The sequence below is a fragment of the Pseudomonas sp. 18175 genome, assembly GCF_050432925.1.
Taxonomy (GTDB): Bacteria; Pseudomonadota; Gammaproteobacteria; order Pseudomonadales; family Pseudomonadaceae; genus Aquipseudomonas.
The window spans coordinates 20,444-32,735 of sequence record NZ_JBKFTO010000037.1; the positions used below are offsets into that span (position 1 = coordinate 20,444).

General features: G+C 64.7%; 10 protein-coding genes. All 10 read right to left on the bottom strand.

Going from position 1 to position 12,292, the window contains the following annotated elements:
* Positions 1-6: 6 nt before the first annotated feature.
* Genes ACLD1Y_RS30265 through ACLD1Y_RS30310 form a run of 10 tightly spaced genes read right to left on the bottom strand, consistent with a single transcriptional unit; the run spans position 7 to position 12,061 of the window.
* Entirely contained in the window at positions 7-1,350 is a 1,344-nt protein-coding gene (locus ACLD1Y_RS30265) for a histidine kinase sensor domain-containing protein (protein WP_429481319.1), read from the bottom strand.
* A complete protein-coding gene (locus ACLD1Y_RS30270) occupies positions 1,350-2,081 on the bottom strand; it encodes a response regulator transcription factor (RefSeq protein WP_429481320.1) in 732 nt (243 codons plus the stop codon). Before ACLD1Y_RS30270 ends, ACLD1Y_RS30265 begins: the two co-directional genes overlap by 1 nt.
* Before the next feature lie 41 nt (positions 2,082-2,122).
* Entirely contained in the window at positions 2,123-3,334 is a 1,212-nt protein-coding gene (locus tag ACLD1Y_RS30275; RefSeq protein WP_429481321.1) for a dipeptidase, read from the bottom strand.
* Positions 3,331-4,695, bottom strand: coding sequence for an MmgE/PrpD family protein (locus tag ACLD1Y_RS30280; RefSeq protein WP_429481322.1), 1,365 nt, complete (start codon positions 4,693-4,695; stop codon positions 3,331-3,333). Before ACLD1Y_RS30280 ends, ACLD1Y_RS30275 begins: the two co-directional genes overlap by 4 nt.
* Positions 4,696-4,697: 2 nt before the next feature.
* Positions 4,698-5,411 carry an SDR family NAD(P)-dependent oxidoreductase gene (locus ACLD1Y_RS30285; protein WP_429481323.1) on the bottom strand — a complete coding sequence of 238 codons (714 nt, stop codon included), beginning with the start codon at positions 5,409-5,411 and terminating at the stop codon, positions 4,698-4,700.
* Positions 5,408-6,652 carry an FAD-dependent oxidoreductase gene (locus ACLD1Y_RS30290; protein WP_429481324.1) on the bottom strand — a complete coding sequence of 415 codons (1,245 nt, stop codon included), beginning with the start codon at positions 6,650-6,652 and terminating at the stop codon, positions 5,408-5,410. Before ACLD1Y_RS30290 ends, ACLD1Y_RS30285 begins: the two co-directional genes overlap by 4 nt.
* Entirely contained in the window at positions 6,649-7,395 is a 747-nt protein-coding gene (locus ACLD1Y_RS30295; protein WP_429481325.1) for an amino acid ABC transporter ATP-binding protein, read from the bottom strand. The genes ACLD1Y_RS30290 and ACLD1Y_RS30295 overlap by 4 nt, the downstream gene beginning before the upstream one ends.
* Before the next feature lie 3 nt (positions 7,396-7,398).
* Positions 7,399-8,079: an amino acid ABC transporter permease gene (locus tag ACLD1Y_RS30300; protein WP_429481326.1), complete on the bottom strand. Its 681-nt coding sequence runs from the start codon at positions 8,077-8,079 to the stop codon at positions 7,399-7,401.
* A complete protein-coding gene (locus ACLD1Y_RS30305; RefSeq protein WP_429481327.1) occupies positions 8,076-9,674 on the bottom strand; it encodes an ABC transporter substrate-binding protein/permease in 1,599 nt (532 codons plus the stop codon). The genes ACLD1Y_RS30300 and ACLD1Y_RS30305 overlap by 4 nt, the downstream gene beginning before the upstream one ends.
* Entirely contained in the window at positions 9,668-12,061 is a 2,394-nt protein-coding gene (locus ACLD1Y_RS30310) for a TonB-dependent receptor plug domain-containing protein (RefSeq protein ID WP_429481328.1), read from the bottom strand. Before ACLD1Y_RS30310 ends, ACLD1Y_RS30305 begins: the two co-directional genes overlap by 7 nt.
* Between the last annotated feature and the right edge of the window lie 231 nt (positions 12,062-12,292).

A 12,292-nucleotide genomic window follows, 5' to 3' on the forward strand; every position in this document is an offset into this window, starting at 1 on the left:
AACTTTCTAAACATTTGCCGCCGGCAGGCGCAGGTTCATGCGTAAACCCTGGGCGCCTCGGGTGGCCCACAACTCGCCGCCCTGCAGTTCGATGGCACGTCGGGCGATGCTCAAACCCAGGCCAAAACCGGCACCTACGGTGCCATCCAGGCGCAGGTAGGCTTCGAAGATGCGTTCAAGATCATCCTCTGCAACGCCAGGGCCCTGGTCTTCGATCACCAGCCACCAACAGTCGCCTTCACGCCAGCCGCTCAGGCAGACCACGCCGTGTTCCGGGGAATGGCGGATGGCATTGCGCAGGATATTTTCCAAGGCCTGGGCAAAGCTGTTGAGGTGCACCTGCAGTTGGCAGCGGCTGTCCAGTTCGCACACCAACCGCTCCAGCGGCCAGCCGGTTTCGAAATGGGCGTCTTGGGCAAGCGCTTCCCATACCGACGCCACCACCACACTTTCGGCTTGCAAACGCGGTTTTTCGGTGTCGAGCCAGGCCAGGTTGAGGGAGTCGTCCACCAGTCGGCGCATCTCTTCCACTTCCCGCGACAGGCGTTGCTGCAACTGCTCGCGGGGCAGGCCGCTTTCGCTGGCGATGGTCAAGCGTGCAAGTGGCGTGCGGATTTCATGGGACAAGGTGCGTAGCAACTGCCGCTGTTGATGCAGGTTCTGGCGCAAACGCTCGGCCATGTGTTCGTAGGCGCGGGCCAGTTCGCCCAACTCGTCGTGGCGACGGGTCACGGTGCTGCTGGCCAGGGGCGCCAAATCCCCCGAACTCAGGGCGTTGGCCCGTACACGCAGCTCATTGAGGGGTTGCACCAGGTGCCGATACAGCACCAATCCCAAGCCCAACGCCAGCAGCACCGGCACCACGCCGTGGGTAAACACATGGGTCCAGGGTGTGAGCCCCGGTGGCAACAGGCGCTCGGGCAGTTGCATCACCAAGCGGCCGCGCTCCGGATGCTGGGGAAAGGCGATGCTCACATAGGGCAATTCATCGTCCAGGCGCTTGCTCATCGGCCAACTGAGCTTGCGCATAAACGTCAGGTGGCTGACCTGCTCGGCGGTCAGCGGCGTGGTGCCCAGGCTGCGCAGGTAGTCGTCCAGCACCGCGACCCAGGTATGTTCGCGCTGCCCCAGCGCCAGGCGCCAGCGCTCCACCGCTTGCGCGTCGCCACTGGCCGCGACCTGTTCGGCCTCGGCGGCATAGGCAGCCAAGACGATACGGTCCGGTTGTTCCAGAAAGTAGGTATTGCGCTCCACCTGCAAGCCCCAGCTCCACACCAGCCACACCAGCAGCAGGCAGAAGCACACTTGCAACACCGCCATTTTCCACAGCAATGGGTGACGACGGCGCATCAGGCGCCTTCGCACATCAACACGTAGCCCTGGTAGCGCACCGCGTCGATACGCATGCCCTGCACGTCAATGGCCGCCAACTTACGCCGCAGGTTGCACACGTGCACATCCAGGCCACGGTCCAGGCGGGTGTAGGGCCGGTGCAGCACATGTTGATAAAGGAACGGTTTGCTCAACGCCTCGCCGCTGTGTTCGTGGAGGGTGCACAACAGGCGATATTCCGAGGAGGTGAGCCCGGCGACGGCGCCGTTCAAGCGCACGTCCCGCGCGTAGCTGTCGAACTCCAGCGCCGAGCGAGGGGCGCGGGACGGCGGCGCTTGGGTGCCGCAATCAATCGCCACCCGGCGCAGCAACGCGTCGATGCGCACATCCAGTTCGGCCAGGCTGAAGGGCTTGGGCAGGTAATCATCCGCGCCTTGGCTGAACCCGGTGATGCGGTCCTGCTCGGCGCCCAGGGCCGACATCAAAATCACCGGCGTGCCCCGCTCATGGCGCAAGCGCGACAGAATCGTCAGCCCGCTTTCATTGGGCAGCATGATGTCCAGCAGGATCAGTTCCACCGGCGAATGCAGCGCCAGCTCCAGCCCTTCGTCGCCGCGATGGCTGCTGTTGAGGCTGAACCCACGACCGCTCAAGTGGTTGCTCAGGTGCGTGCACAGTTCCACGTCATCCTCAATGATAAGAATGCGCGGGGTGGGCAATGGGGGTAGCGACAGATGATAAGTATTCACAATTACGTCAGTTTCGCATTCGGCGAAACATTTCGCAATATTCACCGAGTGTCGCACTGCCCTTCGGCGTGCAACTGCCGCCCGCGTGCCTGGGCCTCGCCCAGCACCCGCAGCAGGTTGCCGCTCCAGATGTTGCCGATATCCGCCTCGCTATAGCCCGCCTGCACCAGCGCCTCGGTGATCTTCGGCAACTGGCTCACGTCTTCCAGCCCCTGCACCCCGCCGCCGCCGTCCCAGTCGGCACCAATGCCCACATGCAACGGCCCTACCTGCTCCAGCGTGTGCAGCAGGTGGCGCATAAAGTCGGCAAAGGTCGCCTGGGGGATCGGGTAACGCTGCTGCACTTCACGAATCTGCGCCGACAACTCGGCAAACGCCGCCGGTTGCAGCGCAGGCATCAGGCGCAGACGTTCGAACAGCGGCTTGAGGGCTTTTTCCCGTTGCGGGTTGGGTGGCTGCGCGATCAGGTAGCCGCCATAGGTGTTGACCGAAATCACCCCACCACTCGCGGCCAAACGGCGCATGCGCGCATCGTCGAGGTTGCGCGGATGAGGGTTGATCGCCCGGCTGCTGGAGTGGGAAACGATGATCGGCGCACGGGACTCGGCGAGCAGTTGGTCAAACACCTGATCGGAGGCATGGGACGCATCCAACAGCACCCCCAGGCAATTGGCGCGCTGCACCAGCTCATGGCCCACCGGGCTCAAACCTTGCCACTGAGGGATGGCAGTGGCCGAATCGGCGACATGATTGTTGGCGCTGTGCACCAGGCCGAGCATGCGCAAGCCCTGGCGTTGGTAGGTGGTCAACAGCCCCGGATCGGACGCCAAGGGCTCGGCATTTTCCATGCTGATATACACCACGCGCTTGCCTTCGGCGGCGATGCGCGGTGCGTCTCGCGGGGTCAGCGCCAGAGCAAAGTCATCCGGATAGCGCACCAACAAGTCGCGGATATGCGCCAGAATCGCCAAGCCCTGATCGCTGGCCCGCGCCATGCCGGCTTCGTCGTAACTACCCTGGGGCGTGTACACCGCCCAGAAACCACCGTCCAAACCCCCTTCGCGCATGCGCGGCAGGTCGACCTGGGACAGATCCTCAGGACCATGGCGCTGCACAATGCTCCAGCCGGGGCGGGACAATTGCCGAGGTGTGTCCATATGGCTATCGAGCACCAACAAACGCTCATGCAGCGCGCGGACATCGGCCTGCGCACCACTGATGGCCAGGCTCAACACCAGCGCCAGCCACCTCACACGCCCATCCCGAACAGCCGTTCGGCCTGCAACGGCGCCTCTACAACGGCCTGCAAACGCGCCAAAAACGGTGCCGCGCACAGCGCCTGCAACTTGGTCTGCAACAAGCCATCGCGCCCGCCTCGGTCCAACGCGGCATAAGGGCCGTCGTACGCCAGCTCTGCCACTTCCCCGGTCAACGCGTGCACCCTGAGCGCAGCCGGAAACCCGCCGCTACGTGCCTGTTGCTGGTCCATCTCGGCACTCGCTTCGATATGCACCCGAGCCATGAACGCCAACACCGACTCATCCCGCAGCGCCTCGCCCTCAAAATCTTCCAGCGCCGCACGCCCGCGCACAAAGGCGCTGGCCACCACATAGGGCAGGCTGAAACGCGCCGCCAGGTCATTCTCGATCACCCGGGTGGACAACGACCGCGCACTGCCGCCATTGACCCGCACCACAATGCTCACCACCTGCCCCGCCGGCACTTGCTGGCGCAACTCCAGGGCCAGGCGGATTGCGGTCTGGCAGCCGAAACACGCTGGGTAAGGCTTGATGGCGAAGCTGTCGAGGTTCTTGGCCTGCGGGTTGCCCGAGAGGAAATCCACCTGGGCGGTATCAAAGCCAAAGCTGGCCAGCCAACCATGTTCGCCGGTCAAGAAACCAGCGGGCCCGGTGGCGCCCGCCTGGGCCAACAGCACCGATTGCACCGCGTGCTGGGCCGAAAAGCCCACGGCTAAATCCTTGTCCTGGCTGTAGCTGCCGACCTTGGGCGACAACGCCGAGAGCAACCCGGCACTCAACGAACTGGCGGCAATCGCAGTGCCGTGGCACACGCGGTCGAGGTCATCATCGAGCAACGCCGAACAGCCCAGCGCCGCCGCCACCGGGGCGATCAACGAGGTGGTACGAAACCCCGCCTGGGCATTGCGATGACCACGCCCCAAGGCTTCGGCCAGGGAGATATTCGCCGCGAAAGCAATCCACAGCGCGCGCAGCAAACGCTCGCCGACCACCCCATGGTGCTCGGCCAACGCCAGCATCGCCGGGATGATCACCACCGCGGCATGCCCGTTGTTGCGCGGGTTGATCAGCACTTCCTGAAAATCCAGGGCCTCGGCGGCGGTGCCGTTGAGCAGTGCGGTGCGGGCCGGGTCGGTGCGCAGGTTTGAACCCCACACCGAACAGCCAGGGCTGATGGACTGCGCCAACGTGCTGTCCATTCGGGTGCCGCCCACCTGATGCCGGCGTGCGTACGCGGCAATCGCCACGGTGTCGGCCAGTAACCGCCCGAGGGCCGCGGCCACGGCGTCGGGGATTGGAGCGTCAAGTAAGAGCAGATGTCGTGCGACCCACTGCCGGTCTATCGTCGTTGCCACGGTTATTGAACCCCTTGCGCCATGATGCCGCCGTCGATCACGAAGTCCGTGCCGTTGGCGTAGTGAAAGGCCGGCCCGGTGAGGGCCACGATGGCCTGTGCCATTTCCCGTGGTTCGGCAAGCCGCCCCAGGGGAATGCTTGCCAGAAGATGTTGCTCGTCGAGGCGCCCCGCTTCGATGGCGGCCCCGACCATGCGGGTGCGGGTGTAGCCGGGGCTGACGGAAATCGCCCGCACCCCGGCGGCGGCGAAATCCAGCGCCAGCACTTCGGTCATCGCCACCACACCGGCCTTGGCGGCGGCATAACTGGCGCGGCCGGGGCCGGAACGGTGGGCGATGAACGAGGCGATATTCACAATCAGCCCGGCGCCAGACGCCGCCAGCGCAGGGAACGCCGCCTGACAGCTGTAGAACGCCCCGCTGAGGTTGGTTTGCAACACCGCTTGCCAGTCTTCGGCGCGCATGTCGATGGCCGAGGCGCGGCGGGCGATACCGGCGCAGGTCACCAGCACATCCAGGCGCTCGATGCCTGCGGCGGCGCGCTTGAGGGCGTCGGCATCGCGCACGTCCACCACGGTAATGGGAAACCCCGTCGCCGGGTCAGCCAGCACATCCCAGCCAATCACTTCGGCGCCCTGCTCCAGAAATACCTGCACGACCGCCTGGCCAATGCCGCTGCCCGCACCGGTCACCAACACCCGTCGAGGTGTGCTCATAGCAATGCTCCTTGTTCGAGTAAAACCCGTTTCACCGCATCAAACCCGCTGCGCTGGGCCAGGCGACTGGACAACGCCGCTGATACGCCCGCCGCATGCCCGGTGGCAAAACTGGTGCCCATCACCCGCACCGAGCCGAAGGCGATGTCGTCGGCGCCAATGCAACTGCCGGCCAGCCACAGGTTGTCGCTGCCCTCGGGGATCAATGCGCCGAACGGCACGTCAAACCAGCCGTGGTGCGGGATGCCGCGGTAGTGTGTGACGCCGTTGCCGGGGTGCAATTCGCAAGGCCAGCCGGAGCGGGCAATGCCGTTGGCGCGTTGGCGCGCACTAAGGGCGTCGTCGGCCAGCACGTCCTGTTGCGAGGTGACGCAGCGGGTGGAACGGATGCCCAGTTGCGGCCCGCTGGTTTCCAGGATCGCCCGTTCAAACCCGGGCACCGTGCGCCGCAGCGACTCCAAGTAGTCATGGGCAATGCTGCGGGCTTCGATTTCGGCACGGGTCAAGTAGTGGGCGTCGGTGTTGACCAGGTCCACATCGATCATCATTGCCCAGTAGCTGCCCGACCACGGCAACGGCACAAAATAGCCGCCATTGCTGCGCGCCAAATGGCGTTGGGTGCGGCGTTGATAGTCAATGACGGCGGCGTGCAACGCCTCGCGATCCGGCGCGTGGCCGGGCGCCACATTGCCGATGCGCACCGTCAGCGTGGCCGCCTGCAAACGCGGGCGAATGCTGTGGGGCGCGATCATCGCCGCCACGTTGGCGTTGCCGGTGGCGTCCACCACGCTGCCCACTTCGATGCGCAGACTGCCTTCGGGGTGGCTGCACAGTAGCGCGTCGATATGGCCGTGTTCACCTTCGGTGGCGATCACCCGGCAATGCAGCAGCGGCGTGATACCGGCGCCCAACACCAGGCGATCAAGCACGACTTTGAGGCGTTCAGGGTCGAGCAAGATGATCCAGTTGCCCGAGCTTTGCAGCACCGGGTCCACCGGGTGCCCGAACGCCTGCAAGGCATCCAGCACGCGCTGGCCCATGCCCGCCACCACCCGTTCCGGGGTCGGGCCGCTGGTGAGAAAACCGCAATAAGACTGCACGCCGGAGATGGTCGCCGTGCCGCCGAAAAACCCGTAGTCCTCGATCAACACCACACTGCGCCCACACTCGGCCGCCGCCAGCGCAGCGGCAATGCCCGCCGCGCCGCCGCCCACCACGGCCACGTCATAAAAGCGGTTCATAGCACTTTGTCGAGAAAATCACGGGTGCGCGCATCCCGTGGGCTGTCGAAAAACGCTTGGGCCGTGGCGTGTTCCACCACCTCGCCCTGGTCGATGAAGTACACGTAATCGGCCACTTCGCGGGCAAAGCGCATCTCGTGGGTGACCAGCACGCAAGTCATGCCTTCGGCGGCTATCGAGCGGATCACGCCGAGCACTTCCTTGACGGTTTCCGGGTCGAGGGCGGCGGTGACCTCATCGAACAGCATCACTTGGGGCTGCATACACAGGCCACGGGCAATCGCCACGCGTTGCTGCTGGCCGCCGGACAACTCCCCCGGATACGCCTGCTCCTTGCCGCCCAGGCGTACCTGTTGCAGCAGTGCGCGGGCCTCGTCCTCGACAGGTTTGCGCGCGCGCCCCAGCACCTGGATCGGCGCCATGCTGACGTTCTGCAACACCGTGCGATGGGGGAACAAGTTGTAGCTCTGGAACACGATGCCGACCCTCTGGCGCAGTTGCTGCAATGGCAACTGCGGGCTGCCGATCAGCGCGCCGTCGAGGCGGATCTCACCGCCATCGATCTCGGCCAAGGCGTTGATGCAGCGCAGCACCGTGGACTTGCCCGACCCCGACGGGCCGATGATGCACACCACTTCACCGCGCCCCACCGCCAGGTCGATGCCCTTGAGCACCGGTGTGTCGCCGTAGGCCTTGTGCACCCCGTGCAGGGCGATAAAGGGGTTTTCCAGGATACGTGTCATGGGTTACCTGTAGGCCAGGCGCCGTTCCAGGGAACGGGCCAGCAGTGAAAGCGGAAAGATGTAGGCAAAGAACAACGCCAGCACCAGGCCATAGACCGGCAGCAGCAAGTCGGTGCGCGCGGTGGCAGCAAGCATCTCGCGGCTGGCGCTGAGCAATTCCCCCACGCCGAGCAAACTGGCCAGCGCGCTGGACATGGTCACCACGCAATACAACCCCAATGCCGGCGGCACCATCAGGCGCAGAGCCTGGGGCAAGATCACATGACGCAACTGGCCAACCGCGCTGTAGCCCAACGCCGTGGCGGCTTCCCACTGGGTGCGTGGGATCGACTGCAAGGCGCCGCGCACAATCTCCGAGGCATTGCCCGCGGCCGGCAACGACAGCGCCAACACCGCCTTGAGCCACGCCGGCAGGCTGATCACCACACCGGCGACGTGCCATTCGTAGGGCAGCAGGTGCATCACGAAAAACATCACCACCAGCCACGGCGAGTTGCGCAGCAACTGGGTCACCAGCCTGGCGCCCACCCGCAGCCAACGCGCCTTGGCCCGTTGCAACGCGCCCAGGCATACGCCGGCAATGCAGGCCAGCAACATCGCCAGCGCACCGATCCACAGGTTCAGCGCAAAGCCCTTGAGCAGCATCGGCAGCCACGGCAGCAAGGCTGCAATCACCTCGTTCATGCGCCACCTCCGGGGATGTGCAGGCGCCGTTCCAGGCGGTGCAGCGCCCAGGCCAGCGCGGCGATGGCGATGAAATAGGTGAGCAACACCAGCAGCATCATTTCCACCACGTTGTAGCGCTCGCTCCAGATTTCCTGGGCGCTGTACAGCACCTCGGGCACCGCCACCGCGTAGGCGATGGAACTGCCCTTGATCAACTGCACCATGTTGTTGCCCAGCGCCGGCAAGCAAGCACGCAGGGCCAGAGGCAACTGGATGTGCCACAGCCGCGCCGCCCGCCCATAACCCAGGGCCAGCGCCGCATCGCGGGTGCTGGCGGGCACCGCAAGCAGCCCGGCGCGCACGATTTCCACGGCAAACGCACCGTAATGCAGGGTGATGCACAACGCGGCCAGGCCGAACGGGTTGGCGTACCACGGCGCCGCCCCGCCCTCCAAACCGCCGCGCAACAAGGCGCCGACGCCAAAGTAGATGAAGTACAACTGGGCCAGGCTTGGCGTGTTGCGCAGCAGTTCCACGTAGCCGCGCACCAGCCAGCGCAAGGGCCGTGATGCGCCCATCGCCAGGGCGCCAAACAGGCCGATCAGGCATGAGCCGAAGATGCCGATGGCCGACAGTTGCAGGGTGGTGACGATGCCCGAAGCAAACTGGCGCGCGGTCCAGCCGTCATAGAACACCGGGAAATTCCAGCCGGTGGTGGTATTGAGGCGTGCAAAGCCCTCGGTGAGGCGCTGCAAAAAGTACGGCAGGCTCTGCGTGTCTTGTGTCGCGCTGGCGGCTTCGCTTGGGCCCAGCGGATGTTTGTGGGGCAAGCCATAGCGGCTTTCCAGCTCATACAAAAAGCCGCTCTGGCGCCACTGCAACGCCAGTTGCTCCAGCACGCCACGCCACTGCGGGTCGCCCTTGGCCACCGCCATGCTCCAGGGCGCTTCGAGAATCACCGGCAACTGGATGCGATAGCCCTGCCATTGCTGGCTGTCCTGCAAGCGCAGGTGTGCCACCGCCTCGTCCATCACCTGGCCGATGCAGCGCCCGTCGCGCAGGGCCTGGGCGCTTTCGGTCAGCCCGGCGAACGCGAGGATGTTTACCCCATAACGCTCGGCCACGCTCTGGTTGTAGGTCGAGCCCTGGCTGCTGCACAGGGTTTGCCCGCGCAGGCTTTCCCAGCTCGCCACGGCTTGGTCATCCCGGGTCAGCAGCACGGCGCCGGAGGCATAGAAGCCGGGAAAGATGAAGTCCACCAGGCGCTGGCGTTCTTCGGTCACGCTGAAGCCGGTGATGATCACGTCGCACTTACCCTGCTGCACAAACGGCACGCGGTTGGCGCCGCTGGTGGGGATGGTCTGCGCGCGGATCTCGCGGCCCAAGCGCTGGCTGAGGGACTGGCGCAGGTTTTCCAGCAGGTCGGCATTAAAGCCCACCGCCAGCCCCGAAGGCGTGAGGTAAGCGAACGGACGGTTCTCCACGTTGGTGCAGGCGTTGACCACACCGCGTTCGCTGATGCGTTGCAACACCGTCCCCTCCTCGGCAACAGCGCCCAGCGAAACCGCCAGCAAGCTGGCAGCCACCCAGGCCTTGCACAGCCTTATCACCACGAATACGTCGCCTTGAGGTAGTAGAACGCGCCGTTCATGCCAAAGGGTGAGTAGGAGATGTAGCTCACGTTCTGATGGCCGGGGTTGTTCAGGCTGTTGCGTTTGTCTGGGTAGGCGTCGGTGACGTTGTCGCCGCCCACGGTGAACAGCCAGTCGGTGTAGCGGTAGCTGGTGGACAGGTCGAGTACCCACTTGGCGTCAAAACGCTGGTCGTAGGCCGCGCCGGTATTGCTCACCGCGAGGAAGCTGCCGTAGCGCACCAGGTTGGCGTGCAGGCCCCAGTTGTCCTTGCTGTAGTCGGTGGAGAACGACAGTTTGCTGCGCGGCGTGCTGTCGGTGAGCACGCCATAGCGGTCGCGACGGTCGATGCGGTCCAGGTTCAGGCCGCTTTGCGCCAGGGCGGTGGGGTTGTCCTTGATATCGGTGACGCGGGTCTTGCTGTAGCTGTAGCCCACGGTGCTGTTGAGGCGCGCGCCATCGTCGAAGCGGTAGCGATGCTGGCCGGTGACGTCGACGCCACGGGTTTGGGTGTCGACTGCGTTGGTGAAGTAGCGCACCGATTGGTACAGGTCGGTGGGAATGCCGTTGGCCGCCAGATAGGCCTGGCCGGCGGCGGTCTGCACGTTGAGGTTGCTCGACAGGGTCACCCGGTCGTTGATGCTGATCTGGTACACGTCCAGGGTCGCGCTGAAATCATCGGTGGGTTGCAGCACCAGGCCCAGGCTGATATTGCGTGACTTCTCCGCCTTCAAGTCTTCGGCGCCTAACAGACGGGCGATTGGCGAGTCCACCGAGGCGGTGAGCTGATCCTGGTAGGCGTTAATCGAGGTGTTGAGGGCGCTGGTGGTCGCCGAATAGTGCTGCTGCGCCAACGACGGTGCGCGGTAGCCGGTGGACAGGCTGCCGCGCACGGCCACCACTGGGTTGAAATCATAACGGCTGGAGAACGAGCCGGTGGTGGCGCCGCCAAAGTCGTTATAGGCGTCGTGCCGCACGGCCACCGACGCGCGCCATTTGTCGGTGAGGTTGGTTTCCAGGTCGAGGTACTGGGCCACCACATCACGGCGATAGCTGCCGCTGTCGCTCGGCTTGAGGCCGGAGAAACCTTCGGCGCCGGTGCCGTAATAGGAATTGGCTTCGCCGCTGCTTTCTTGATAGGTCTGGTGCTGGTATTCCAGGCCGAACGCCACCGACAAGGGGTTGCTCAGCACCGGTACGTTCAGCTCGTTGCTGAAGTCCAACTGGTACACGGCGAGGCTGCTGGTGAGGCTGCCGTCGTCGAAATTCTGCTGGGCGTTGCCGGTGTCGCGGTACAGGTAGCGGTTGAGGGTGTCGCGGCTGCTCAAGTCGATCTGGTTGCGGCCGTAATCGACGCTGGCGTCCCACTTCCAATCCGCCAGCAGGCCGCGCAGGCCCAGCACCAACGATTGGTCTTGGGTCACGGCATGCAGGCGCGGCAGGTAGCCGTCAGGGTGGGCAGCGCGGTCGTAGGTGGAGGCACGGCCGTTGCGGAACGCGTCCCACGTGTCGCCGGTGGACTTGTTGTAGCCGGCAAAACCATAGGCGGTGAGGTCGTCGCTCAAGGCGTAATCGGCGTTGAGCATGACCTTGCCGTTGGTGATATCCGGGTCGCCCAGGCGGTAGGTGGTGCTGCCATAACCGGGCGCGCCGGGGTTGCGGTTATCGGGGCCGGCGCGGTTAGTGAAGTCGTTGTTGTTGCCATCGAAACTCAGGTGCGCACTGCCGCGCTCGCCCAGCTTGAAGCCGGTGTCGGCGTCCACATGGCGCTGGATGCCGTCGCCCTTGGCATACTGGCCGTAGCTGGTGGTGACCTGGCCGCCCTCGTCGTCTTTCTTGAGGATGACGTTGATCACCCCGGCAATCGCATCCGAACCGTAACGGGCCGAGGCGCCGTCGCCGAGCACTTCGATATGGTCGATGGCCGACAGCGGAATCGCCCCCAGGTCCACCGGTGCCGAGCCTCGGCCCTGGGTCACGTTGGTGTTGAGGAACGCGCTGGTGTGGCGGCGCTTGCCGTTGACCAGCACCAGTACCTGGTCAGGGGACAAGCCGCGCATCTGCACCGGGCGGATGATGCCGGTAAACCCGGAGCTGGCCGGGCGCGGGAAGTTCAAGGACGGGATCAACCGCGACAGGGCTTCGGACAACTCATTGCTGCCGGTGCTTTGCAGGGTCTTGCTGGACACCACCTGGATCGGCTGCATCGACTCCAGCACCGTGCGGTTCTCCGAACGGGTGCCGGTGACCACCACCGCATTCAACTGCGGGGCAGTGTCACTGTCTTCTGCTGCCTGTGCCTGCATGCCGGCCACAACCCCCAATACCGCGAGCGACAGCCTGCTTAACTTGAACGAGCCCTTGATCATTCCTTATTCCCCAGCCAACAGCCGGCACCGCGCCCTGACGCGGGCGCAGAGGCAGTGGCTGTTGAACATTTGTCGTATTCAAAAGTTGATAAAAGAGTGGGCCAGGGGGCAATTCGGTGGCGTGGTGATTGCTTGCCTGGTAGGTCACACGGGCCCCAATCTACCTGCCCTGCGCGGTCATACCTATGGAAAAAACAGCGGGCAACACTAACTTTTACTCATGTGGCACTG

What these genes read in the sequence shown, in the direction of transcription:
- ACLD1Y_RS30265 (WP_429481319.1), bottom strand. Translation starts at nt 1,350, where the DNA reads ATGCGCCGTCGTCACCCATTGCTGTGGAAAATGGCGGTGTTGCAAGTG.
- ACLD1Y_RS30285 (WP_429481323.1), bottom strand. Translation starts at nt 5,411, where the DNA reads ATGAGCACACCTCGACGGGTGTTGGTGACCGGTGCGGGCAGCGGCATT.
- ACLD1Y_RS30290 (WP_429481324.1), bottom strand. Translation starts at nt 6,652, where the DNA reads ATGAACCGCTTTTATGACGTGGCCGTGGTGGGCGGCGGCGCGGCGGGC.
- ACLD1Y_RS30295 (WP_429481325.1), bottom strand. Translation starts at nt 7,395, where the DNA reads ATGACACGTATCCTGGAAAACCCCTTTATCGCCCTGCACGGGGTGCAC.
- ACLD1Y_RS30300 (WP_429481326.1), bottom strand. Translation starts at nt 8,079, where the DNA reads ATGAACGAGGTGATTGCAGCCTTGCTGCCGTGGCTGCCGATGCTGCTC.
- ACLD1Y_RS30310 (WP_429481328.1), bottom strand. Translation starts at nt 12,061, where the DNA reads ATGATCAAGGGCTCGTTCAAGTTAAGCAGGCTGTCGCTCGCGGTATTG.